The organism is Cyanobacterium sp. HL-69 (assembly GCA_002813895.1).
Taxonomy (GTDB): domain Bacteria; phylum Cyanobacteriota; class Cyanobacteriia; order Cyanobacteriales; family Cyanobacteriaceae; genus Cyanobacterium.
Map to the genome: position 1 here is coordinate 2,950,836 of CP024912.1, position 23,618 is coordinate 2,974,453.

The window sequence follows — 23,618 nt, forward strand, 5'->3', positions numbered from 1 at the left end:
TAATATAGCGAATCAATAAACAATTAGAGTGCGCTGTGAGAAGTATTTATTTTCTGAAGTGTTAGAGGACGTAGCATAATACGTCTACACAGGTTTTAGCTAAAAATGGTATCTAAATTCAGCAATCCCAGTTATGGTTACTCAGATTTTGAACTAGCATTATTTGTAGAGCTAGGAATTTTCTCCTCCTCCTTTTCTTTGCTAGATTCTATTTGAGCATTCATTGAAATAGTTTCTTCTATTTGTTGAGCTTCTTTTTTCAATTCATCTTGAAACTCTTTAGAGGCATCTTGAAAACCTTTGAGGGTTTTTCCTAAAGTTTTACCAATTTCGGGTAATTTTTTGGGGCCAAACACCAAAAGGGCGACCACAAAAATTACAATTAATTCAGGAAGTCCGATGCCAAAAACATTCATAATAATTTTGTCTTAACTAAAGAGTTTTGTGTAAATCAACAATCAACCTTGTACAAACAGAGTAACAATTATCTTCCTAAACTTGACCAATCAACAGTGATACCATCAAGAATGAGAGAGGAGTTATAAATTTGGAGGATGATTAAAAGAAACACTAAAAATAAGATCATGAAAACACCCATTAAAGGGGTGGTACTCCAACCGGGGGCTACTTTCCCGTATTCGGAGTTAAGGGGTTTGAGTAAATCGCCTAAACGGGTACGCTGTGACATATTGAATCTTATATATATTTAAATTTTTTCTATGGTCTTTTTTGACAAGACGATTATAGCAAAATATGGGGGTATTTTTTGCAACTGACCTCGACATTTGAAGGAGAGTATTGGTTTGGTGACTCTGTTTGTTACTCAAAACAAATATTAAACTCGAACTCAGGTTAGTGAAAGAGTAAGTTTTTCAATAACCTATTTTGCAACAACTCTATTTTAAAATTAAATTTTTTTGGATCTTAAGATTACTATAGTGGTTGATCATCAAGCCAAACACCATCAATTACAGCACCATCACTGAAAGTGTATATTCCTTGTCCGTTTTTCTTACCATTGGCAAACTCCCCTTCATAGGTATCACCATTTTCATAGTCACACAGTACTTGTCCATGGAGTTGATTGTTTTGAAATTTTCCCCGACAAACATCACCATTGGCAAAAATAAGGGTTCCCTGTCCTTGAAATTTACCGTCAACAAATTGACCCTCATAACGATTACCATTGGGAAATTGATAAGAACCTCTGCCAGACTGTTTACCATTCTCAAAGTTTCCTTCATATACTCCACCATTGGCAAAGGTAAATTTTCCCTGTCCATGGGGGATTCCATCTCGAATATCTCCTTGATAGGTATCATCACTGCTATATTTTCTTTCTCCTACTCCTGTTAAATTTCCTTCGGTGAAAATTCCCTGATAACTACCACCATCAGCAAAGGTGTAAAGTCCTTGTCCATCAGGTTGATTGTTTACTAATTGTCCTTTGTAGCGATCGCCATTTTCATATTCACAGACACCCTGTCCCTGAATGTCACCATTTTCTACAGTACCTTCACAACTATCGCCATTGGCATAGATAAACTTACCCTCCCCTTGGGGATTACCATCGACAAATTCCCCCTCGTATCGACTCCCATCGGTGGAAATATAAACTCCTTCACCATGAGGTTGCCCTTGTTTAAAATCTCCTTCGTAGGTATCTCCTTCTTTGTAAGTTCTTTTACCCACTCCTTCAATCTGATCGTTTTTAAATTCTCCCTCATAAACATCACCATTGGCAAAAGTATATTTACCCTCGCCATGTTTTTCCCCATCGACAAAGTCTCCTTCATAAATATCATCATTACTGAAGGTACATTTTCCTTGGCCATTAAGATTACCATTGTTTATTTGCCCCTCACATTTACTTCCATCCGGAAGATTAATGGTGTTTGCCAATACGGGGGAAAGAAAAAATAAACTATTGGCAATGGTCAAACCAAAAAGACTAATTAATAAATGTTTTTTGTTCATGATTTTCTGTAATTTAATTTAGACTCTAATTGTATATTTATTCAGACTTTTATGCAGATTCAAAAGTTTCTTAAATAATTGTAAAAAATAATTATTTACACTTTTTTAATATCAAATATAAGCTATTAAACACAAGTATAATCACGATTTATACTAAGTTGGGATAAATTCTTATGGTGAAAGTTTGCCAGAGTTAGATAATTTAATGGGCTAAAAATCAAAGTTGATATTATCCTTTGCTTTATAGGCAATTTACACTAGAATACTAAGTATTTTTTAAACTTAGTGCGACTATTATGTGTTAATAAAACATAAATACTATCTTCACAAAAGCATATTAATTCATAAAATAAACAAGGTTACTCAGTAGCATCATTTTCCGTTGATTGTTGCTGTTGTAATTGTTGCTGACGTTCCCTTTCAGCTTGGGCTTCGGCTTCCCGTTGTTGACGTTCCCTTTCAGCTTGGGCTTCAGCTTCCCGTTGCTGTTCTTGCTGTTCAGAATTGTTCTGCTGTGAGGGTTCTTGCTGTTCAGAATTGTTCTGCTGTGAGGGTTCTTGCTGTTGATTTTCTTGTTCTGTCTGACGTTGGGCTTCTCTTTCTTGTCTTTCCCTTTCTAGTTGTTGCTGTCTTTCCAATCTTTCTTGTTCAAGTTGGGCTTGACGTTCTTCCCTTTCTCTTTGTTCTTCTAGTCGTGCTTGTCTTTCCTGTTCTTCTTTTTTCTGACGGGCAAGGCGATCGAACTCTGAACCTGCCACGGTAAAATTGATACGAACCTGTACTGATGCGTTATCACTACCGGGAGATGAAAATCTCATTTGTTGAGCTGCCAATAATGCTTGTCTGTTCACCTGACCATTACTATTTCCACTGACAATACTAGCTCCGACAACATCACCATTTCCATTGATATTTACCCTCACGGTGGCTTGACCTTCTACTCCGTCTAGGGCAGAAGGATAGGAGGGTTGACAATTACTAATACATCTAATACTGGCAGGGGGTGTATTACGGTTAGGTTGAGGACGTTCTGGTCGAGATTGGTTACTAGCGGTCAAATTTTCAGGAACTGAGTTGGTGGGCGGATTGTTGTTGTTATTGCTACTGCGGTTATTGTTACGACTGAGGTTATTTCTGAGGTTGGAACGATTTTCCTCAGATTGATTGTTGTTTATAGAACTAGGAGTACGGCTGTTATTTCGAGCAATTCTACCGCTAGATATTTGTTGCTCGTTGTCAAAGGAATTTGGTCTTTGATTGGAATTGGCATCGTCACTTTGAACTCTGGAGGGTTGACGTGATTGGTTACGAAATGTGTTGTTGGAATTGTCATTTTCTAAAGGTTGTACTGCATTGGGAGAGTTGTTCCGTGCCAAGGTGTTGTTATTGTTGTTCGATTCTGATTCTGGAGCCTGGGGAATAGTGTTGTTATTTTCTGAATTTCTGGTGGGACGATTGGGGGTATTAATTTGTGGTCTGGTGGGTTCGGGAGTAATGGCACTAGGATTGCTCTGAGGTTGGCTAACTTCTGGTTGTTCGTTAACGGGGGTTTCAGGCTGAACAGGATCAACTACTGTGGGGGTAGGTTGAACAGGGCGAATGGGGGTAAGATTAGCGGAAACAGTGGGATTACTAGGAGGGGGTGGAGAGTTGGTAGGGATATTTTGAACCTGATTTTGTTGAGGAGTTGGAAGGGTGACAGGTTCTGCGGGAAATTCAGGTTGTTCTTGGGGAGTGGTTTCTGGAGGTTTTTCCTGAACTAAAATTAGCTCGATGGGTTTTTGTTCTTCTTTGGTTATGGAATTGGGTCTAGTGGTAATGACATATAACAAGGCTCCATGAACGGCGATGGAGCTTATGATTCCGAAGGTAAGTAATTTTTTTGTTTTTTCTGCTTCTTTTTGTCTTTGCTCTAAACACGCAGAGGAATAGGTCATGATGAATGATTGAGTTTTATTTGCAAAAGAGTTGCATCTGAAAGATTATTTCGCTATGTTGATATGTTAGTTTAATTAATAAATATTCGCAACTATTTACCAGAAGTAGTAAGTCAATGTCACTAGACAATTTTTTGACGGTGAGGGGTGTTGTCACAATACAACTGTTGACTTTTTCGTTGATTACGGTGCGGTTAATGATACAACGTTTTTGGTTCTGAACAAAAGTCAAGTCTAGGGAAAAGACGTTGATCAAGGAGGTTCTTAAAATTTATTCTTCTGACAGTGTAAAGGCGATCGCCCGTTTACGCAAAAACCTTGATCTACCTATGGCAAGGATCTTTTTAGAGTCGTTAGAATTACAGGAGGTAAATGCAATAGAATTTCGTTTAGTATTAGAAATGACAACTCAAGCAGAACTGCCCTTATTGAAAACTTGTTAAATTTTTCAATAATCATCAAAATTAGTAAACAGAATACTTAATTGACTATAAAACTTATTTTATCAGCATCAGATTTTCAGGCAATAGTCATAATGTACTAATATTGTTGTAAAGCTTAATACATCAGAGTTTTAGTCTAGTAGTTATTTTGGTTTGCGTAAGTCCTGATGTAGTTAAATTACATTTTGTTCAGTGTTAATAACCTGCTCGGTGGTTGAGTTGCTATTTAAAGATTGAGTGTAAGCATTAAATCCAGCATTTTTGAGGGCATTGACTGTGTTTTCCGCATTCTGTACCCAATAGTTATTACCCAAGCGGATAAAAATTCGTTCTTGTAAATCGTGAAGCAATGCGAAAACAGGTATTTTTGCTTTATTTTTTTCTCCTGATTGTTCTTGTAAAATACTTTTTAATTTTCCTTGCAGTTTAGGTTCATCAGCTTGATTAAAATTCATGCTAATTAATACCGTTTTGACCTGTTCAATTACTTCTATATAATCTACTATCATTTGTGGTTTATCATCTTTTTTATTCTTATCTGCTTTACCCCAAATAATTACGGGAGTATCTTCCCTGAGTTGATTTTTTACTTCATCATAGGTACTAGCAAAAACGATCGCATCTACCTGTCCTGAAATATCCTCAGCGGTCAAAAATGCCATAGTATTACCATTTTTGTCGATATGAGGCTTAATCATGGTGAGCATTGCCACCACACAAATTTTTGTCCTTGATTTTTGTTGACCCAAATCACTAATATTAATAGGGGCAAGTATTTTCGCTGAATCCACAAAGGGTTTTAGAGGATGTTCAGATACATAAAAACCTAGATATTCTTTCTCTGATTTTAACTTTTCTTGGGGAGTAAAATCTTCAATTTTAGGTAGTTGAGGAGCATTAGCATAAACAACTTGATTCGAGTTATCTTCTGGGGCGGCAGATAGTAAATCAAGCATATTTAACTGTCCGCTTTCTTTCTCTTGATGTCTTTTTTGAGACCAACTGATTAATAGCTCTAAACCTTCTAATAATTGCTTACGATTGTCATGAATAGTATCAAAAGCCCCTGCATATACTAAGGTTTCTAAGGCTCTTTTGTTGACTGTTTTAAGATTAATCCGAGCCATAAAATCACCAATATCTTCAAATATTCCCCCTGCTTCTTCCCTTGCTTCGAGAATATTATCGATCGCACTTTCACCCAAATTTTTAATGGCAGATAGTCCAAAAATGATTTTTTCCCCTTGAGGAGTAAATTCTTTTTGTGAGAAATTAATATTAGGAGATAAAACATCTATCCCCATTTTTAAACAATTTTCCCTATATTTTTCTACTTTTTCCTGATTATCACTACTAGCACTCATCAGAGCAGACATATATTCGACAGGATAATTTGCCTTTAAATATGCTGTTTGATAAGTCACATAAGCGTAGGCAGTGGAGTGAGATTTATTAAAACAATTAGAAGCTACCAAGCCATTTTGGAGTAAAAAATTATGATCTTTTCCTACTCCTATATCATATACTTTCTGGATACCGTGCGATCGCCTTTTAACTATTTTTACCATCGTGCATATTTAATAATTAATTTAATTTATTTTGCTTCTTTATTTTGCCTCACTTCATTACCTCATCTTCCCACAACCTAATTACTCAAAGCATTAACAATAGTTTCAGTATTAGCTCTCATCATACCAATATAAGTCCCCGCGGGGCTATTCTCTGCTCCAAGGGAATCAGAATAAAGCTCAGTAGGTGCCACCTCAATACCAGCCTCTTGGGCAACGGTTTCAATAAGTGTAGGATTGATAGTCGTCTCTGCAAAAATAGCCCGTACCCCTTTTTTTCTAATGGTTTCCACCAAATTACGCACCGTTTGGGCGCTGGGTTGTTCCTCGGTACTAATGCCTATGAGAGTGCCGGGTATCTCCAAACCGTAAGTTACTCCATAATATTGAAAAGCATCATGGGTAGTAATCAATTGCCTTTGGAAAGGAGGAATTGTCTCAATTTGCTCTTGTATCCAAATATGTAACTCTTGTAAATCTTGGGTTAAAGTTTCCGCATTTTGATTAAAAGTTTCTTCCCCCTCTGGTTTTAACTCAACTAATTTATCTCGAATACCTTCCACCATGATAATTACATTTTCTACATTACCCCACACATGAGGATCTGGCACCATTTGACCTTCTTCTTCAAAATCGAGGGGGGGTACTAATTCTCCCACGGCTAGGGTTTGAGCATTTAGCCCTGATGAATTGATTAATCTAATTAAATTTGGTTCTAAATCATAGCCATTATAAAAAATGAGATCTGCATTTTCGAGAGTAATATTATCTTGGGGTACAGGCTCATATACGTGGGGATCTGCCCCCCGTGGTAAGATTCCTCTATGGTTGATCTTTTCTCCCCCTATTTCTTCGGTAAGGTTGGCAATAATAGTGGTGGTACTAACTATATTTAGCCTTTCATCTGCTGAGTTTTGATTATTGGTTACTTCCGTTGCACCACAGGCGGTAATGATAAAAATGGTTAGAGCAATTATTTTTATCTTGGCTATTTTTTTAAACATTTTTTATCATATTTTTTCATAATTACATTAAAAGATTTTATCATAATCTTTTCATAATTGCTATGTGATAAAAAAAAGAGGCATCATATTAATGACCTCTGAGGTTGATATTTTAAGATTTTGAAGTACTTAGATTATGTGAGTTGATTTTCTTTGGTGATTTTGATTAAAAACCTTAATGCTTCATTCACAGACTCGGAAGTAGAAAAAACTTTTGCGACATCAGAGTCTAACTTAACTATATTTTCACCAACTTTTCTTTTTTCACCAACTTTTCTTATTTGTAATGATCTCAAGTTATATTCTTGTCTTAGTTCATCATTCATAGTCTCAGCCCTCTTGATAAGCTAGTTTTTCATTTTTAGTTGCTTTTCGACAACTGATAATTCTTATTTTATTCTTTCTTTCAGTATAAGAAACTAGGAGTATTTTTCCCGTTAAAGATTCCCCTATTATGATGTAACGGTTTTCTTGTGTGGAATGATCAGGATCAAAAAAATCAATGTATAGTGGATCATCGAAAACTGTTTTTGCTTCATCAAATGATATTCCATGTTTGGATAAATTCGATCTCGCCTTGTCCTCATTCCATTCAAAATTCATCATTAATTAAATCAACTAAGCGTACCTATTAATGGTCAATTATCAATTATTCTTAAATCTTACCGATATTAGAAAAAGGGTAAAAGCGAAAAATGGCTTTGCCGATAACGTAGTCTTGGGGTAGAAATCCCCAAAGGTGAGAATCGTTACTATTGTTGCGATTGTCGCCCATGACAAACAAACTTCCTTCTGGTACGATAATTGGCTTTAGGGTGTAGTTGGGACTTTCTAGGATGTAGTTTTCTGTTTGCAGAGTGTCGTTAACATATAGTTGTCCATTCTTTACTTCTACTATGTCTCCTCCCATGGCGATAATGCGCTTGATAAAGGCTTGACTAGAATCGTATCCGAGGATTTGTAGTTGCGGTGGGGGGGTAAATACGACTATGTCTTGGGGTTTGGGGGAGGTAAATTTGTAGGATACTTTCTCGACTACGATACGATCGCCCGTTTTCAAAGTTGGTATCATTGATTCTGAGGGGATATAACGGGGTTCTGCTATAAATATTCTAATGGCGATCGCCAAGATTAAACCCACCAAAATAATAAGAGAGTTTTCCTTAATTTGTTGTTTTTTGATAGAAGCGGTTTCAGGGGATGATTTAGTCATAAAAATGTGATTTGTAAACAGTTATTAAGATTGACTTCAAAGAAACTAAAAAAAGTAAAATAATCCGCCAAATCTAGTAAAGTGTTAAAAATTGGGAATAAATAATTGACCTAATAAATAAAAAATGAACTAATAGTTTATTATTAATAAAGTTTTGACAAAAAAACAAACACTCAACACCCAACAAACTAATTATCCCTTATTGATTGTGAGTTTTGACCCATTTACAAGGTAAAATCATTAATCATTCATAAGAAATTCAGCAAAAATTGGCAAAAGTGTTTGATAATATGAGCAAAAGTCAGTAAATTTAATAATTGGGTTATTCTGACTGTAACATTTTTCATTTAAATAAAAATCAGGGAGAATTATTATTATGGAATCTCAATATAAAGATACCGAATCAAAAGCAGCAGAGACGATGGATAACGTAGATAACGAAATGGGTGGTATCATTAGTGCGAGTCAACCAGCTTCCGGGGCAGAGCAACCTTGGCAAGAATGGGTTGATGTAGCCGTTGACTTTCTATCTCAAGTGCCTGAACAATTGGGCAACTTCTTTGGTGAGTATAAACAACCTTTAACCACCGTAGGCTTAATTGTTACCGCCGCTATCACCGTTTATATTACTCTTTCTGTGTTGGATGCCATTGGAAATATTCCTTTACTAGCATCCATTCTCGAGTTGGTAGGTTTGGGTTATACCGCATGGTTTACCACCCGTTATTTACTCAAGGCTTCTACTCGTGAAGAATTATTTGCCGAATTTAATGGTTTGAAAAAACAAATCTTGGGTGGCAAATAGATTTCCAGATTGGGTTAGAGCGATTATAATGATGGTTAAATATTAATCAATTATTTTTTTGCCTAACCCGTTTTTGTGGCAATTTTTGGGTATTCATCACCAAAACTAATAACCAATTATGGTTTATTTTCAAATTCACTCCGATAGTGAAATTCCCCCCTCCCAACAACTATTTGACCAAATTCAATTTGCGATCGCATCTAGGCAATATCCTCCCGGGCATCGACTTCCGAGCACCCGTCAACTAGGGCAAATAACAGGATTACACCGCAACACCATCAGCAAAGTTTATCAAAAACTGGAAAAAGTTGGTCTAGTAGAATCCCTCACAGGCTCAGGTATTTATGTAAAAGCCCAAGGAAATGAAGGTATCATCGAGAAAAACAATACCCTTCCCACCAAATACTCAGAAATTCAAAAGATTATTAGCCAGAATATAGACCAATTAATTCTTTCTGGATTAAACCTCAATCAAATAAAAGAACTATTTTCAGCAGAAATTGACTGGCGACTTAGTTGTAATGCCCTTGTATTAGTTACAGTGCCTTCCGCCGACATTGGGGCAGGAAAACTCATCGTCTTAGAATTACAACAAGCGCTGATGATGCCCATTCAACTAATTCCCCTCGAAGAATTAAGCAAAGTTATCCTCAAACAAACCTCCGCCACCGTTGTCACCAGTCGATATTTTGTCTCTCAAGTATTAGACATCATTTCGCAAAAATCTATCCGAGTTATTCCCATCGATATATGTGACTATGCCAAAGAATTACAAATTATTAAACAATTACCCCCAGACTCTTGTTTAGGAATAGTTAGTTTAAGTACGGGTATTTTGCGAGTAGCAGAAATGATGGTACAAAGTTTACGAGGTAATGAAGTCGAGGCTATTATCGCTCAAGCTAGTGATAGTCTTCGTCTCAAAAATTTAGTCAGTCGCGCCCATACCATTATTTCCGATAACCATAGTTATGTTGCTGTCAAAAAAATGATTTTAGCCCTACGGGAAGACTTAATTCGCCCTCCCAAACTAATTTGTAGTGACAACTATATCGGTGAAAAGTCTATCCAACTATTAAAACAAGAATTAGGGATTGCTTGATAGTATCTAACTACTAGGTTGAGGAATAGTAATATCAACGGTTTGAATTTCTTGATTTAAGGGGGTTAAAGTTTGTCTAACTTCATTGCCATTACCCACCACTAAAGTGACAAATTTATCAGGTTGTAAGTAGTTTTGGGCAGATTCAAATACCTGTTGGGCGGTAGTATTGATAACCGCTTTTTGATAGTTAAAAATAAAATCTTGGGGATAGCCATAATATTCATAGGTCATAATACGGGAAAGAATTTGATTAGGGTTTTGGAATTGGAAGACAAAGGAATTGAGAATAGAGTTTTTGGCGTAATCTAAGTCTTCTGGGCTAACAATGTCGTTGCGCAACTTTTCTATTTCTCCTCTTAGGGCTTGAATAAATTGCCCACTGCTTTCGGTGTTGGTTTGCCCCCCTGCTAAAAACAGTCCTGGATGATCATAATTTGCTCTCCATACCCCATACACTGAATAAGCTAGTCCTTGGTGCGATCGCACCTCATTATGTAATCTACCCCCAAAACCATTTAAAACGCCGTTAATAACCGTTAAAGTGGGGTAATTGGGGTCATCTAATCTACCGCCGATATGTCCTAATAAAATATTACTTTGGGTTAACTGGGGTTGATCAACTAAATATAATCCCGCAGAAGCTAACTGGGTAGGGGTAGCAATCTCTTGATTAGGTGCAGGAGTTGTAACTTGCCAATCTCCGAGGGTTTGGTTGAGGAGGTTTTTTATATTTTCGGGTTCAAAATCTCCTACAATACCAAGGATAATATTTTCGGGGCGGATATGCTGTTGATAAAAACTAACGATGTCTTCCCTAGAGATATTTTCAAGGGTACTATATTCAATAGTACGGGCGAAAGGACTATCATCACCATAAATTAGTTTTCTAAATTCCCTTTGTACTACATTTCCAGGATTGTCATTACGGCGAGAGATAGCACCTCTAAAATTATTTTTTTCAAAGTCTAAAAAGTTTTGTTCAAAAGCAGGATTACGTAATATATCTGCAAATAGAGGAAAAACTTCTTCTAAGTCATAGCTAAGGGTGTTAAAACTGGCGCTGCCCGAATTTGTGCCGATGGATGTTTCTATGGAAGCGGCTTTTTGTTCGAGGATAGTATCGATTTCGCTTCTACTATGGTTGGTGGTGCCTCCTGTGCGTAGTAAATCCCCTGTGAGGGTAGCTAATCCTACTTTATCATTAGGCTCAAATTTATCCCCTGTCCTCAAGATGGCACTACCTGTAATAAGGGGAAGGCGATGATCTTCCATTAGATATACTACCATGCCGTTATCCAAGGAAAGGCGATCATATTCTGGTAGTTCAACTTCGGCAAGGGGGGGGTATTCTAAATCGGTATAATGGCTGACGGGTTGAGCGATGGCTACATTACGACTAATAACAGTCAGAGTGACGGCTACAAGTCCGATGGCTAACCATTGGAAGAATTTTTTTAGTTTATTCATATTAATATTTTTATGTTTTTTTTGCTTATAAGCAATGGCTAATAGTGTCTATTTTAGGTGGGGAATGGGGAATAGGGAATGGGGAATGGTCTAAAATTTTTATATATTAATAGTTTTTTTAGTTATTCAGCGCACCTTAACTAATATCAATAGTCAGAAGTTTTTTATCTTTTAAGGGGTAATTATTTTCTTTTATTAATCTTTCTAAGTTTTTAACTCTTTTTCTAGGGAGAGGATGACTAGATAAAAATTGAGTAAATTTTGGTGTTTTTTCTTCTTTCTCTAAACGCTCAAAAAAATCTGTTGCTCCATTGACATGACCATAATATTTATATAACAAATTTATCCCAAATATATCAGCTTTTTTTTCTTGAGTTTGACTATATTGGGCATTGACTACTAAGTTAGTTAAATCTGCTCCTGATTGCAAGATTTCAAAGCCTCCTAAAAAATAGTTAATTACCATTTTCATCAAAATAATATTACCAATACTTCTTAAATGATCTCGGTTAGCAAAGTGTCCGATTTCGTGGCTCAGAATCATTACTAATTCGTTTTCTGATTCTATTTCTTTTAGTAGTCCTTCGTAAATTACTATTTTATCTCCTGGAAGGGCGATCGCATTTACTGTATCTTCTGCAATATAAATAATTTGATAATCTCTTTTTTCAAGACTATCATTAGATAATTTTTGTTCGATATTATTTAACAACTGATTTAATTGTTTTTCGGTGTTATTTGATTTATTTTTTTTCTCAAAACTAGGAACTACTAAAGAACCTATTTTCGATTCTACAGAAACAGGAATAAAATTAACTAGATTATTAGCAAGAGAAAATAAACTATACAACAAGAAAGTAATAATACTCCCAAAAATGATCAATAAAATAATGATTTGTCTTGCTTTAGGTTCTGAAGTGCGATCGCTTATAGGAGAAGAATAAGGCATATTTTTTTATTAATTAATCGCTTTTTGTAGGACGGAAAGGATTAAGAAAATTCATTAGAGGATAAAGACAACGGGACTGAATCCACAATTTACCATTGCCACTAAAACGACATACCAACCCTTCTCCCCCTAATATACCCGTGCGTAAATTACGAAAAGATAAACCCCCCATCACCTCCACATTATAGTTAAGGGTATCTTCAAAAGCCACAATGTAACCTGTATCTACCACGTAACTACCTTTTACATCCACCTCCAAAATAGCACCATAGGAACTAAACCACACATCACCCTGCCCTGTGGCCCTTAGCAAAAACAAAGACTCCCCACTAAAAAAACCCTTAAAACCTTGAAACTGGGAATCAATTTCCACCGTAGAAGCACAGGCCACAAAATCCGATGATTGTATCACTAAGCTATTATTTCCTGTTAATAAATAATGACCAATATCCCCTGGCACCCCAGGAGATAAATACAATTCTCCTGATTGATTTTGAGCAGTAAATTCACTTAAAAATAAAGATTCTCCCCCCAACATACGACTAAAACTTTTACCGAGTCCACCTTTCATTTTTGACTTCATTTTAATGGAAGAATCCATGGCTGCCATAGCCCCTGCCTCTACCATTACCATCTGATTTGCCTGTAATGTGAGGATTAAAAAAGCGTACGCTGGATTATGCTCAATACGATAATTTATTGCTGATTTATTTAACATCGTTTTATTCTATTTTTTGAGTTTTTTGTTTATCTATTTATTCTTAAGGAATAACAAGGGGCGCGAGGCCCCTTGCCTCTCTTCGCCCTTGTCTCCCATTGCCTTCCTTCTGGTTCAAAAGAAGACTCTTAGTACAATAAAACCATCATGAATTTTGCTAACCTATCTATTAGTCATTACTTCGTTGTTTATCGTGGTGGTAATTGAGTGCCAATAGTTTTCCCTAAAGTAAGGGGGCTATGGGTTTGACAGTACAATTTACCTTTGCCATAGAAACGACAAACTAACCCTTCTCCTCCTAAAAATGATCCTAGTAAACTGGAACTAGCCTTAGTAATTTTGAAATCCAAACTTTTCTCAAAGGCGACGATATGCCCCGTATCTACGACATATTCACCATCCACATCTATTTCGTACACTCCGCCAAAGGAGGTAAGAATAACGGGCCCATATCCGCTAATTCTAAGCCAAAAAAGGGCTTCCCCTGAAAAAAATGACTTTAGCCCCTGAAAACCCAAATCAATGTCAACCCCTGAGCCACAGGCTAAATATGAGCCAGACTGCACCACTAACTCATTACCTGTCATTTCATAAACGACTATGTCACCCATGAGATGGGGTGCAAGATAAAGTTCTCCGTTGGGTTGGTAGCAACGAAAGACGCTCAGAAATAGGGATTCCCCTGCCATCATTCTCTTTAAACCCCCCAAAATACCTCCCCCTTTACCCTGTCGGAGGGTGGTGCTGACGTTGATAAAATCACTCATGGCAATCATGCTTCCTGCTTCGGCGAGTAATTCTTCTTGGGCATCTAGGGTTATCTTGGCGATCGCACTGTCGGGCTGTTGTAATACTTCAATATTCATAAAAAAATGGATTATCAGAAAAAAATTAACGAACTTTAGGACGTAAAAAGCCCACAAAACCAGAAATACTACGAGACTGAAGATAAATTGTCCCCCTACCCGTAATTTTATTAACAAAACCCTCCCCAGAAGTCATAGAAGAAATTAAATTACCAGATAAAGCAATATTCATTTTTACATCCCCCTCATAGGCAACCAGATGACTGTTATCTACTACAAAATCACCGTTCACCTCCCTTTGAGTCAAACCGCCATAACAACCAAATAAAACCTGCCCCTTGCCAGTAAACTGCAACTTGAATAAACCTTCCCCCGCAAACCAACTGGAAAAACCAGCCCAGCGCACCCCCATTTTTGCCCCTGGAGTATGGGCAATGTAAGCACCTGGTTGTAAACAAAAAGGTTTTGAGCTTAATTTTTTATGTTCAATATCCCCAATCATCGACTGGGAAAGAATTACCGTTTGAGGCATACTGGTGTTATTCTGAAAAACATTGACAAATAAAGACTCTCCCCCAAAAAACTTACGCATCAACGCAGGAAAAAATCCCCCTGAAAATTCAGTTTTCATAGTTATTCCTGCATCCATACTAATCATTGCCCCCGCTTCGGCGGTAATTTTTTCCCTCGGTTGCAACGTCACAAAAATAGTTGCAAAGGCAGGACGATAACGAATACTACACTCCACAAAATTATCTCTCTTTTCTAACTTTAGTAATAAAGCTAATTTATTTTTGAAAAGGAAAACATACTACATTACAAAACTTTTTATAATACAAAAGAATATGTTAAATTTGAGGAATAGTAAAACTAAATTGTGAGCCTTGATTTAGCTCAGAGGTGACTTTCAAAGAGCCACCATTTCGATGGACAAACTCTTTACACAATAATAATCCTAATCCTGTTCCCCTCTCCCCATCGGTGCCTAATTTACTAGCACTATATTCCATGTCGAATAAGCGGTTGATTTGCTCTTGAGTCATGCCAACCCCTGTGTCCGTTACTGTAACGCGCACTAGGTGATTGTCTTCTTGAGTACAGGAAATAGTAATTTTATCTCCCGTATGACTAAATTTGATGGCGTTATTAACAATATTTTGAAGTACCGACTCCAACATTATTAAATCACCATAAACATTCATCTCTGAGTTGATGTCATTGACTAAGGTAATTTTTTTGAGAGAAGCTGGCCCATATAGTAAATTTAAGACATCTTCTACCACCCCGTAAAGATATAGCTTTTTTGGGCGCCAAGATAGATTTCCTGTTTCTAACATGGACCATTGTAAGAGATTGTCTAATAATTTCAGGGTGGCTTTTCCTGTATTGTAAATATCAGAACTAATTTCTTTGATTTGCTCTGGAGGTAAATCATGTACATCATTAGTTAAAATATCAGCAAATCCCAACATGGCATTAAAAGGGGATTTTAAGTCATGGGCGATAATGGAAAAGAAGCGATCTTTTCCTGCATTAATTTTTCTTAATTCTGTGGCGTAATTTTGTAGTTTTTTGAAGGATAATCGAAGTTCTAATTGGCTAATGACTTGTTTTGCCAAAATTTGCAATGCTTTTTCCTGTGTGGGGGTTAAGGTTTTGGGTTTGGTATCAATGGCGCATAAGGTACCCAAAGCAAACCCATTGGGGGTAATAAGGGGCGCTCCTGCATAGAAGCGAATGGAGGGGTCTTTTAATACTAAAGGATTATCCGCAAACCTTTCATCTTTGGTGGCATCCTCCACCACTAAAACATCGTCTTTTTGTAAAATGGCATGACTGCAAAAGGCGATGTCTCGATTGGTTTCTCTTGCATCTAATCCAACTCTTGATTTAAACCATTGTCTTTTTTCGTCGATAAGACTGATGAGGGCGATGGGAGTTTCGCAGATAGAGGATGCTAATTGGGTTAGTTCATCATAGACTGTTTCAAATTCTGTATCCAAGATGTCGTAAGCGAGGAGGGCATTGAGGCGCTCTTTTTCGTTGTCGGGCTTGGGGGGGATTTTCATGATGTCACCATATTTCCATGACTGTCTTCTGTTAATCTTAATTTTATTTTTCCCAGATTCCCATTAATTTTGCATAACGCAACAATCTTTAATTTGATTATGATGGTTAATGAGGCAACTTGTAGTTTGTAGTTGTAGCAGAGTTTCTGAGAATTTTTTGAATATAGCGAGGATAGATGTCTATGGCCATGGAAACTTTAGAATTTATTATTTATCCTGATGGTAGGGTAAAGGAGAAGGTTACTGGAATCGTCGGAAAGTCTTGTGAGGAGGTTACTAGGGCGATTGAGGAACAGTTGGGAGTGGTGGTTTCTAATCAAAAAACATCGGACTATTACAATCAAAACTTAGAGACTGAGAATCAAATTCAGAATCAAAATTGGTAAACTTTTATATATAAATCTCATTTTTCCAAATCTTTAATTTACTGTATCAGGATAAATTTATGTCACACTTTAGTAGTATCAAAACGCAAATCCGCAATCTAACTTCCCTTAAATATGCTCTCAAAGATCTCAACATTGACTGGAAAGAAGGCCCTTCACCCGTTCGTGGTTATCAGGGGCAAACTAGCCAAGCTGATCTCGTCATTGAACAGGAAAACAATTATGATATTGGTTTTAGCTGGAATGGTCAACATTATGAGTTGGTAGCTGATTTACAATACTGGCAACAGCCTTGGACTGTTGATGGTTTTTTACAGCGTGTGACTCAAAATTATGCTTTACAGACTGTATTGAATGAGTCTGCGCAACAGGGTTTTGCGGTGACTGAGCAACAAAAAAATGAAGATGGCTCTATTCGTCTGGTGGTACAACGTTGGAGTTAATTTTTAATTGATGATGGTGGGTGATAATATGTTACCCACTTTCTTTGTTCAGTGTGATCAGCCATAGGCTGGCGCTGTGCGATCGCACATTATATTCTTTGTAGAGGTTTTTTATGTTTGATGAACAAAATATTTCAGAAAACAATGGTTTGGAGCCTGAATTAGGGGGCATTTGGCGTGATAACCCTGAAAGGAGTGGTTTTGAGCCGGAGTTGGGGGGCAGTGTTCGTCAAAAGGGTGTTTATGTGGATGAGGTGACTTGTATCGGTTGTAAAAATTGTGTTCATGTAGCCCCTAATACTTTTTATATTGAGGACAATTTTGGACGCTCTCGGGTTTATAACCAAAATGGTGATGAGGAAGACATCGTGCAAGAAGCTATGGATACTTGCCCCGTAGATTGCATTCATTGGTTAGATTATACAGAAGTGAGGGAAAAGGAGGCGGAAAGAAAAAATCAAGAAGTACGGCCTCTGGGTTATCCTCAAGTTTTTTATCCTAAAAAGAATAGGAAAAAGATGAGGAAGTCGTTAAGATTTGATAAATAAGGCTCAATTCTCTCTAAATAATTTGATGCAGAGCAAAATAGATTTGGTCATGATTTGAGGAAAATTCCCGTTCAAAAGTGCTGTTTTCGTACTAAAATTCTGCAAAAGTGGGAATTATATATTAAATCATTAAGATTATGACTGAGTCGCAAAAAGTTGCTGTGGGAATTGTGGGTGCTTCTGGTTATGGTGGAGTGCAGTTGGTTAAGCTACTATCCGAACATCCTGAGATAGACATTGTTTATTTGGGGGGAGATAGTAGTGCAGGAAAAGATTATGCTGATTTGTACCCCCACTTAGGTCATCTGATTAAAAATAAGGTTGAGGCTATTGATTTGGATGAGATAGCTTCCCGTTGTGAGGTGGTGTTTCTCGGTTTACCCAATGGCTTGGCTTGTAAGTTTGCCCCTAAGTTGGTGGAGAAGGGTTGTAAGGTTTTAGATTTATCCGCCGATTATCGTTTTACCGATCTCGATACCTATACCGCATGGTATAAAACAGAAAGGGATGACAGTGCGATCGCATCTACTGCCGCTTATGGCTTACCAGAATTATACCGTGACCAAATCAAAAATAGTTCCCTCATCGGTTGCCCCGGATGTTACCCCACCGCCAGTTTACTTGCCCTCTCTCCCCTTATTAAGCAAGGATTAATACTTCCCGAAACCATCATCATTGATGCCAAATCAGGCACGTCAGGGGGCGGCAGACAAGGCAAAATTGGTCTTCTCTTAGCCGAGGTCGATAACTCCCTAGGGGCTTATGGAGTCGCCAAACATAGGCACACCCCCGAAATAGAACAAATCTGCTCAGATTTAGCCCGTAGCGATGTCAAAGTCCAATTTACTCCCCATCTAATTCCCATGGTTAGGGGTATTCTTTCCACAGTTTATGCCACTTTACGAGATCCAGGATTAGTTACAGAAGACTTAATCACCATTTATAACGCCTTTTATCGTTCATCTCCCTTCGTCAAAATTTTACCTAATGGCACTTATCCCCAAACCAAATGGGCTTGCGGTACCAACTTAGGCTACATTGGTATAGAAGTTGACCCTCGTACGGGTAGAGTTATCGTTATGTCTGCCATCGATAATCTTATCAAAGGACAAGCAGGACAAGCTGTACAATGTCTAAATCTCATGATGGGATGGGCAGAAGATTTGGGTTTACCTAAACTCGGATTTTATCCTTAACACAAGCTGTAAAACAATCCTATCGTTAGGCGCTAATGGGGACAGATGTTAGGTAGAGGACGTAGCGTGCTACGTCCGTAAAGGTTTTAGTTTATTAACTTGTTAAAGAATGGATGCGAAATCTTTATTGTTTGTTATTTTTTCTGGATAAACAGACTCAACAAAAGAAGCATTATAAACCCTAAAAATCTCCTCAACAATTGCCTTAATTACATTCACCACTACACTATTTCCAAACTGTTTATAAGCAATATTTTTCCTTTTATGGACAATAAAACTATCAGGAAAACCCATGATTCTGGCACACTCTCTCGGTGCTAATTTCCTCACTTTATTGTTAATTAAATATAAACCTGTTTTTGCTCCTACTCCTCCCCCATAAGCAGATAAGGTAATAGCATGACCATTTTGGTGATAAATTCTTTCTCCTTGTCCTCCTTTATTTACCGTACCTATTCTGATCGGTTTTTGAGGATAATTACCCATAATATCTGGAAGTATATCAATATTTTCTTTAAATGTTATATCTTTTCTATTAATTACAAATTCTTTTATTTCACTGTCATCTAAACAATAATCAATCAATTTAACTGGTGTATTAAGACCATTTGGAAAGTAAAAATTATTGATTTGTAAATCTTTTCTAAAAGCAACGATATAAATTCTTTCTCTTTTTTGAGGTACTCCAAAATAAGAAGAGTTTAACACTTGAGAGTAAACTTTATAACCTATTTCATCTAAAGTATTAACTACTATTTGTAAAGTATTACCATCATCATGTCGGGCAAAATTTTTAACATTTTCCAAGATGATAAATTTCGGTTGATGAAATTTTATTATTCTAGCCACATCAAAAAATAAAGTTCCCCTCGTATCATTAAAACCTAACTGCTTCCCAGAAATACTGAAAGCCTGACAAGGAAAACCTGCACACAACAAATCATGGCTAGGTATGGCAGATTCAGGTATTTTAGTAATATCTCCTTGGGGTAAAATACCATAATTCTTTAAATATATTTCCTGAGAATATTTATCCCATTCTGAAGCAAAAACACAATGGGTTTGATAATTTTTTAGGGCTTGATGAAAACCACCGATTCCTGCAAATAAATCGATAAATCTTAATTCTTTAATGGAAATCATTGAATAATTGTAAAGGATTAATTTTGAATTGTAAGCTAGTGGGGTCAGGTGTTCCACCTTTTCTTTGCATGGTTATTTGTCCTATATATAAACTACCTTTTGGAGATATTTTTACTTCTCCTTGAGCAAAAAAAATACAAGCCTTATTAATGTCTTGTAAAAGCCAATCAAGTTGATTCTGATTTTCCGTGTCTTTTCTCGTTACAAGTAACCATTTAGCACTAAATCCGCCTCTACCTTTTATTATGTCACTGATTACTACAAACTTATGTTGCTCAAAAAATTAACAATTTTGTTCACTATACTATCTGGCATTTCTGTAAAAAATAATCTTCGTTGATCTTTTATAGATGTCAATTGATTAGAGTTAACAAAGTTTTTTGGCAAATTTTCTCCCGTAAACAATTTTAGCCACATTTCTATTTCATTATCAAAGTTCCACATTCTTTTATAAGTAGAAACTGGACGTTTATCAATTTGATTAAACCCCGCTGATTTATTAGATTTTTTAAGGGAAATATTTTCTATATACAAACTGTCATCTATTTGTCTTTTTAACTGAACCTGTATATCAGCTTTTTTGTGTTTAGTACTATCCTCATATTTTTCACATAATAACCCTAGCTCTTTTATTTTTTGCTGGGAAACTTGAACGGGAATTCTTACAGCATTTATGTGGCTTATTTCATGTGGATTATAGCCCATTATAGATAGCCACTGTTTGGCATCTTCGTCGGTAGACCATGAATTAAATTTATCACAAATATTTTCTTCATTTAGAAAACCGTCTTTCGCTGTTAATGAACCTAATTGAGCTTTATCCATCAAAATCAATATTTTTTATACTTATGAAAATCAACAGAAAGGACGTTTTGTTAAACGTCCCGACTTAATCTTAATTTCTCAAAGCCAAAATTTGAGCGGTGACATCCATACTTTCTTGATAAAGAGTATCCTTGCCCCCTCCTTGTAACTGTTGACTTAAAAGGTGTTCGGTATCTTGATCTGCCAAAGATGTTACCTGTTGAATACGACAGGCTTGAGCTCCCCCCCCTGCTTCCATGCGCATACAGCCAGTGGTATTGGAGCATAACACCGTACAGCAATCGGCTTGTAGATTGGTAGAACTTAATTTTAAACTGATTAAATCCCCTAAAATATCACCCCAATCTGCTAGAGATATTCCTGCTAATTCGGTATTAATTTCCTTGCCTTCTGAACTGAGAAACTTAATTTTGGTGATGTCATAGTCCCCTGTTTCGTTGCTATAGGCGACGGGTTGCCAATTGAGACGACTGGCTAACCATCCGAGATACATCAGTGCTTGGGTTTTATTCCCTTTTTCGTAGTCCACCGTCACTTCATCTACTTCCCAAATGGCGCTACGACGCTCTGGGGGGTCGAAGGCTTCGGCGGTCAACTCTTGCCACGGGGCAATCCTAGCCCAATTTAGGTCGATGATAGGAGTGTCTTGGCTAATAAATTGAGCGATACGTTCTAATTCTGCTGTTGGTTCTACAAAGGTGCTAGAGTCGATTATAAGCCGATCGCACTCTGAGCGTAACCGTTGAAATAAACTATAATCAGTATCAATTCCTGCCTTCCACCAAACGTATTTAGGCAAATCAGGAATCATCAACTCCGAAATCACCCCGCCGATGCGCTCGAGGGCAGAAGAAACCCCCGTCACACTTATATATTCACAACAAATCAAACTCGTAGAAGAGCGTTTATTAACAGGACAATAAGCGGATACTTGAGCCTTAACCCCCCTATCTTCCCCAGTGGTGGGGCATAAAGTAATAATTCGACAGGGATTTACAGAGGCGATCGCATCAGCCATCCCAGCACCCTCCCCATCGGGAGAATACTGCTTGAGAATAGATTGATCCCGTAAATTAACCTTACCCTCCGCCTCAATAGTCTCGTATTCCTGCTGTAACCGTGCCAACAAATCAGAGTTAGAAACCCCCGTCACCTCAAAACCATATTCTTTTTGCGCCCCCCTAATAGCCGAAGTCGTGCGAGGGCCAGCAATGCCATCCACAGGCCCAGTATAAAAGCCCAAAGCCGCCAAAAGGGGCTGAGTTTGCTCAGGCTCATAAACCAAAAAACTGAACGTAGAAGCCCTCGTGGCCGCCAACCCCTCACTATTCCCCGTATAGGTTTGCCAAATTTGCCTCAGCTCACTGTCAATATAATCGAGATCAACATCTTTCGGAGCTTGTAAAGAAACTAAAGGAGTAGTCATAATCAATAATTGCTAATAATAATTGGTCATCAAAAAAAAAGAAAAAAGATTTCTCTACAAACGGCGCCATCTTCTACCATCACGGTTAAGTAAAAACTCCGCTTCGGGGGGTTGCCATGTACCAGCTTCATAGAGAGGTACAGAATCAGGAGCAGAAGGCGCATCCCAAGCCGTCAGGGCCGGGGTAACAATACGCCAAGCCTCCTCCACCTCATCAGCCCTTGTAAACAAAGTTTGATCTCCCAACATACAATCCAACAACAGACGATGATAAGCATCCGTGGTGGCTACCCCAAAAGAGGAACCATAACTAAAGTCCATATCCACCGTACGAGTGCGCAACTCTGCCCCCGGTACTTTCGCCTCAAACCTGAGAGAAATCCCCTCATTAGGTTGAATCCTCATGGCCAAAATATTGGGGTTAGTTTGGTGGGCTGCCGAAGGAAAAATTGTTAAAGGTACATTTTTAAATTGAATAGCAATTTCTGAAACCTTTTTGGGTAATCGTTTTCCAGTCCGTAAATAAAAAGGCACCCCCTGCCAACGCCAATTATCGATCATTAGCTTCAGTGCCACAAAAGTAGGAGTAGTAGATTCGGGACTAACTCCATTTTCTTCCCGATAACCCGGCACAGGTTTGCCCTTCATCCATCCTGGGGTGTATTGTCCCCTAATGGCACTTTTTTCTAAATTTTTAACATCAGCTAATCGAGTGGATTGTAAAACCTTGACCTTTTCTCCCCTAATGCTATCGGCATTAATACCATTGGGGGCTTCCATGGCGGTAAGGCAAAATAACTGTAAGAGGTGGTTTTGTACCATATCTCGCAACGCCCCTGCAGATTCATAATAACCTGCCCTTTCTTCTACCCCAACGGTTTCCGCTACGGTAATCTGGATATTATCGACAAAATTACGATTCCATAATGGCTCAAAAATGGCATTAGCAAACCTAAATACCATCAAATTTTGTACTGTTTCTTTCCCAAGATAATGATCGATACGATATACTTGCTCCTCTCGACAAACTTTTTGCACAATGCGGTTTAGTATTTGCGCACTGCTCAAGTCTTTGCCAAAGGGCTTTTCAATGACCAAACGATGCTTGATGGGATCATCTAACATCCCTGCGGCGCCTAGCTGTTTGATAGCTGGGGGAAAAAATTGGGGTGATACGGCGAGATAAAAAACTCGGTTTCCCCTAGTTCCTCTTTTTGTGTCTAATTCTTCGAGAAAATCTTTTAACTTGGAATAGCTTTCAGGTTCGTCCATATTGCCAGGACAATAGTACAAACCCTCCGCAAAATCGTTCCATAACTCTTCATTGGCGATGCCATCGGAAAATTCTTCGATACCTTGTTTCATTTGCTCACGGAAATAATCATGACTCCATTCCCGTCTAGCAACCCCCACAATGGTCATTTCTCCAGGCAACCTACCCTCTTTTTTTAACTGATACAGAGCCGGTACTAACTTTCTTTGGGTCAAATCTCCTGAAGCCCCAAAAATCGTCAGAATAAGAGGCTCTGGAGTTTTAGCTTGTTTTAAACCCGCTCTTAAAGGGTTTTCTTGTAATGTAACCATTGTACT

25 protein-coding genes and 1 pseudogene are annotated in these 23,618 nt (G+C 37.7%); 7 read left to right on the forward strand and 19 right to left on the reverse strand.

Annotation, left to right across the window (positions count from 1 at the left end):
* Positions 1-137: 137 nt before the first annotated feature.
* From AA637_RS13760 to AA637_RS13775, 4 genes are all read right to left on the reverse strand, one after another.
* Positions 138-416, reverse strand: a complete 279-nt coding sequence (locus AA637_RS13760; protein ID WP_446683228.1) for a TatA/E family twin arginine-targeting protein translocase — start codon at positions 414-416, stop codon at positions 138-140.
* A gap of 68 nt (positions 417-484) precedes the next feature.
* Positions 485-688 carry a photosystem II reaction center phosphoprotein PsbH gene (gene psbH, locus AA637_RS13765; RefSeq protein ID WP_069792096.1) on the reverse strand — a complete coding sequence of 68 codons (204 nt, stop codon included), beginning with the start codon at positions 686-688 and terminating at the stop codon, positions 485-487.
* Positions 689-933: 245 nt separating this feature from the next.
* Positions 934-1,977, reverse strand: a complete 1,044-nt coding sequence (locus AA637_RS13770) for an MORN repeat-containing protein (protein ID WP_446683229.1) — start codon at positions 1,975-1,977, stop codon at positions 934-936.
* A gap of 359 nt (positions 1,978-2,336) precedes the next feature.
* Positions 2,337-3,914, reverse strand: coding sequence for a TonB family protein (locus AA637_RS13775; RefSeq protein WP_446683230.1), 1,578 nt, complete (start codon positions 3,912-3,914; stop codon positions 2,337-2,339).
* Between the two features lie 248 nt (positions 3,915-4,162).
* Between AA637_RS13775 and AA637_RS13780 the strand changes: the two genes are divergently transcribed.
* Positions 4,163-4,357, forward strand: a complete 195-nt coding sequence (locus AA637_RS13780) for a hypothetical protein (RefSeq protein WP_446683231.1) — start codon at positions 4,163-4,165, stop codon at positions 4,355-4,357.
* Positions 4,358-4,530: 173 nt separating this feature from the next.
* Here the strand turns inward: AA637_RS13780 and AA637_RS13785 are convergent, their stop codons facing one another.
* From AA637_RS13785 to lepB, 5 genes are all read right to left on the reverse strand, one after another.
* A complete protein-coding gene (locus AA637_RS13785; protein ID WP_446683232.1) occupies positions 4,531-5,925 on the reverse strand; it encodes a helix-hairpin-helix domain-containing protein in 1,395 nt (464 codons plus the stop codon).
* A 77-nt stretch (positions 5,926-6,002) separates the two neighbouring features.
* Positions 6,003-6,929 (reverse strand): metal ABC transporter solute-binding protein, Zn/Mn family, encoded by a 927-nt coding sequence (locus tag AA637_RS13790; protein ID WP_446683233.1) that lies wholly within the window; start codon positions 6,927-6,929, stop codon positions 6,003-6,005.
* Between the two features lie 134 nt (positions 6,930-7,063).
* On the reverse strand, positions 7,064-7,255 hold the full coding sequence (locus AA637_RS13795) for a hypothetical protein (RefSeq protein ID WP_069792091.1): 192 nt from the start codon (positions 7,253-7,255) through the stop codon (positions 7,064-7,066).
* A gap of 4 nt (positions 7,256-7,259) precedes the next feature.
* On the reverse strand, positions 7,260-7,532 hold the full coding sequence (locus AA637_RS13800) for a BrnT family toxin (RefSeq protein WP_446684603.1): 273 nt from the start codon (positions 7,530-7,532) through the stop codon (positions 7,260-7,262).
* Between the two features lie 52 nt (positions 7,533-7,584).
* Positions 7,585-8,142 carry a signal peptidase I gene (gene lepB, locus AA637_RS13805; RefSeq protein WP_446683234.1) on the reverse strand — a complete coding sequence of 186 codons (558 nt, stop codon included), beginning with the start codon at positions 8,140-8,142 and terminating at the stop codon, positions 7,585-7,587.
* A gap of 376 nt (positions 8,143-8,518) precedes the next feature.
* On the opposite strand from lepB, the gene AA637_RS13810 reads away from it, so the two are divergent.
* Positions 8,519-8,947, forward strand: a complete 429-nt coding sequence (locus AA637_RS13810) for a CAAD domain-containing protein (protein WP_446683235.1) — start codon at positions 8,519-8,521, stop codon at positions 8,945-8,947.
* Positions 8,948-9,065: 118 nt separating this feature from the next.
* The gene (locus tag AA637_RS13815; protein ID WP_446683236.1) at positions 9,066-10,049 is read left to right on the forward strand and encodes a GntR family transcriptional regulator; all 984 of its coding nucleotides are present in this window, start codon (positions 9,066-9,068) and stop codon (positions 10,047-10,049) included.
* A gap of 6 nt (positions 10,050-10,055) precedes the next feature.
* Here the strand turns inward: AA637_RS13815 and AA637_RS13820 are convergent, their stop codons facing one another.
* The 6 genes from AA637_RS13820 to AA637_RS13845 all read right to left on the reverse strand — a co-directional run bounded on the left by AA637_RS13820 (position 10,056) and on the right by AA637_RS13845 (position 16,061).
* Positions 10,056-11,519: a M16 family metallopeptidase gene (locus AA637_RS13820; protein ID WP_446683237.1), complete on the reverse strand. Its 1,464-nt coding sequence runs from the start codon at positions 11,517-11,519 to the stop codon at positions 10,056-10,058.
* 136 nt (positions 11,520-11,655) lie between these two features.
* The gene (locus AA637_RS13825) at positions 11,656-12,468 is read right to left on the reverse strand and encodes a M48 family metallopeptidase (protein WP_446683238.1); all 813 of its coding nucleotides are present in this window, start codon (positions 12,466-12,468) and stop codon (positions 11,656-11,658) included.
* A gap of 13 nt (positions 12,469-12,481) precedes the next feature.
* A complete protein-coding gene (locus AA637_RS13830) occupies positions 12,482-13,186 on the reverse strand; it encodes a TIGR00266 family protein (protein WP_446683239.1) in 705 nt (234 codons plus the stop codon).
* 188 nt (positions 13,187-13,374) lie between these two features.
* On the reverse strand, positions 13,375-14,052 hold the full coding sequence (locus AA637_RS13835) for a TIGR00266 family protein (RefSeq protein WP_446683240.1): 678 nt from the start codon (positions 14,050-14,052) through the stop codon (positions 13,375-13,377).
* A 25-nt stretch (positions 14,053-14,077) separates the two neighbouring features.
* Entirely contained in the window at positions 14,078-14,740 is a 663-nt protein-coding gene (locus AA637_RS13840) for a TIGR00266 family protein (RefSeq protein WP_069792084.1), read from the reverse strand.
* 100 nt (positions 14,741-14,840) lie between these two features.
* Complete coding sequence (locus AA637_RS13845; RefSeq protein WP_446683241.1) at positions 14,841-16,061, reverse strand: GAF domain-containing sensor histidine kinase; 1,221 nt, start codon at positions 16,059-16,061, stop codon at positions 14,841-14,843.
* Between the two features lie 182 nt (positions 16,062-16,243).
* Between AA637_RS13845 and AA637_RS13850 the strand changes: the two genes are divergently transcribed.
* From AA637_RS13850 to argC, 4 genes are all read left to right on the forward strand, one after another.
* Complete coding sequence (locus tag AA637_RS13850) at positions 16,244-16,447, forward strand: DUF2997 domain-containing protein (protein ID WP_069792127.1); 204 nt, start codon at positions 16,244-16,246, stop codon at positions 16,445-16,447.
* 59 nt (positions 16,448-16,506) lie between these two features.
* Positions 16,507-16,890 (forward strand): DUF1257 domain-containing protein, encoded by a 384-nt coding sequence (locus AA637_RS13855; protein WP_446683242.1) that lies wholly within the window; start codon positions 16,507-16,509, stop codon positions 16,888-16,890.
* A 113-nt stretch (positions 16,891-17,003) separates the two neighbouring features.
* Positions 17,004-17,438, forward strand: coding sequence for a ferredoxin (locus tag AA637_RS13860; protein ID WP_446683243.1), 435 nt, complete (start codon positions 17,004-17,006; stop codon positions 17,436-17,438).
* A gap of 137 nt (positions 17,439-17,575) precedes the next feature.
* Entirely contained in the window at positions 17,576-18,634 is a 1,059-nt protein-coding gene (gene argC / locus AA637_RS13865) for an N-acetyl-gamma-glutamyl-phosphate reductase (protein ID WP_446683244.1), read from the forward strand.
* Between the two features lie 102 nt (positions 18,635-18,736).
* Here the strand turns inward: argC and dcm are convergent, their stop codons facing one another.
* The 4 genes and pseudogenes from dcm to zwf form a co-directional block, all read right to left on the reverse strand.
* Positions 18,737-19,777 carry a DNA (cytosine-5-)-methyltransferase gene (gene dcm / locus AA637_RS13870; protein WP_446683245.1) on the reverse strand — a complete coding sequence of 347 codons (1,041 nt, stop codon included), beginning with the start codon at positions 19,775-19,777 and terminating at the stop codon, positions 18,737-18,739.
* Positions 19,764-20,602: pseudogene (locus AA637_RS13875) on the reverse strand (hypothetical protein). Before AA637_RS13875 ends, dcm begins: the two are co-directional and overlap by 14 nt.
* 70 nt (positions 20,603-20,672) lie before the next feature.
* Positions 20,673-22,028, reverse strand: a complete 1,356-nt coding sequence (gene opcA, locus AA637_RS13880) for a glucose-6-phosphate dehydrogenase assembly protein OpcA (protein WP_446683246.1) — start codon at positions 22,026-22,028, stop codon at positions 20,673-20,675.
* 54 nt (positions 22,029-22,082) lie between these two features.
* Complete coding sequence (gene zwf, locus AA637_RS13885) at positions 22,083-23,612, reverse strand: glucose-6-phosphate dehydrogenase (protein WP_446683247.1); 1,530 nt, start codon at positions 23,610-23,612, stop codon at positions 22,083-22,085.
* Positions 23,613-23,618 lie beyond the last annotated feature (6 nt).

Bases quoted from the DNA above. Each gene is read 5' to 3' on its own strand.
- AA637_RS13775 (WP_446683230.1), bottom strand. From the start codon at position 3,914: ATGACCTATTCCTCTGCGTGTTTAGAGCAAAGACAAAAAGAAGCAGAA.
- psbH (WP_069792096.1), bottom strand. From the start codon at position 688: ATGTCACAGCGTACCCGTTTAGGCGATTTACTCAAACCCCTTAACTCC.
- AA637_RS13790 (WP_446683233.1), bottom strand. From the start codon at position 6,929: ATGTTTAAAAAAATAGCCAAGATAAAAATAATTGCTCTAACCATTTTT.
- dcm (WP_446683245.1), bottom strand. From the start codon at position 19,777: ATGATTTCCATTAAAGAATTAAGATTTATCGATTTATTTGCAGGAATC.
- AA637_RS13825 (WP_446683238.1), bottom strand. From the start codon at position 12,468: ATGCCTTATTCTTCTCCTATAAGCGATCGCACTTCAGAACCTAAAGCA.
- argC (WP_446683244.1), top strand. From the start codon at position 17,576: ATGACTGAGTCGCAAAAAGTTGCTGTGGGAATTGTGGGTGCTTCTGGT.
- AA637_RS13835 (WP_446683240.1), bottom strand. From the start codon at position 14,052: ATGAATATTGAAGTATTACAACAGCCCGACAGTGCGATCGCCAAGATA.
- AA637_RS13810 (WP_446683235.1), top strand. From the start codon at position 8,519: ATGGAATCTCAATATAAAGATACCGAATCAAAAGCAGCAGAGACGATG.
- AA637_RS13855 (WP_446683242.1), top strand. From the start codon at position 16,507: ATGTCACACTTTAGTAGTATCAAAACGCAAATCCGCAATCTAACTTCC.
- AA637_RS13845 (WP_446683241.1), bottom strand. From the start codon at position 16,061: ATGAAAATCCCCCCCAAGCCCGACAACGAAAAAGAGCGCCTCAATGCC.
- AA637_RS13785 (WP_446683232.1), bottom strand. From the start codon at position 5,925: ATGGTAAAAATAGTTAAAAGGCGATCGCACGGTATCCAGAAAGTATAT.
- AA637_RS13760 (WP_446683228.1), bottom strand. From the start codon at position 416: ATGAATGTTTTTGGCATCGGACTTCCTGAATTAATTGTAATTTTTGTG.
- opcA (WP_446683246.1), bottom strand. From the start codon at position 22,028: ATGACTACTCCTTTAGTTTCTTTACAAGCTCCGAAAGATGTTGATCTC.
- AA637_RS13820 (WP_446683237.1), bottom strand. From the start codon at position 11,519: ATGAATAAACTAAAAAAATTCTTCCAATGGTTAGCCATCGGACTTGTA.
- AA637_RS13800 (WP_446684603.1), bottom strand. From the start codon at position 7,532: ATGAATTTTGAATGGAATGAGGACAAGGCGAGATCGAATTTATCCAAA.
- lepB (WP_446683234.1), bottom strand. From the start codon at position 8,142: ATGACTAAATCATCCCCTGAAACCGCTTCTATCAAAAAACAACAAATT.
- zwf (WP_446683247.1), bottom strand. From the start codon at position 23,612: ATGGTTACATTACAAGAAAACCCTTTAAGAGCGGGTTTAAAACAAGCT.
- AA637_RS13860 (WP_446683243.1), top strand. From the start codon at position 17,004: ATGTTTGATGAACAAAATATTTCAGAAAACAATGGTTTGGAGCCTGAA.
- AA637_RS13830 (WP_446683239.1), bottom strand. From the start codon at position 13,186: ATGTTAAATAAATCAGCAATAAATTATCGTATTGAGCATAATCCAGCG.
- AA637_RS13795 (WP_069792091.1), bottom strand. From the start codon at position 7,255: ATGAATGATGAACTAAGACAAGAATATAACTTGAGATCATTACAAATA.
- AA637_RS13770 (WP_446683229.1), bottom strand. From the start codon at position 1,977: ATGAACAAAAAACATTTATTAATTAGTCTTTTTGGTTTGACCATTGCC.
- AA637_RS13815 (WP_446683236.1), top strand. From the start codon at position 9,066: ATGGTTTATTTTCAAATTCACTCCGATAGTGAAATTCCCCCCTCCCAA.
- AA637_RS13850 (WP_069792127.1), top strand. From the start codon at position 16,244: ATGGCCATGGAAACTTTAGAATTTATTATTTATCCTGATGGTAGGGTA.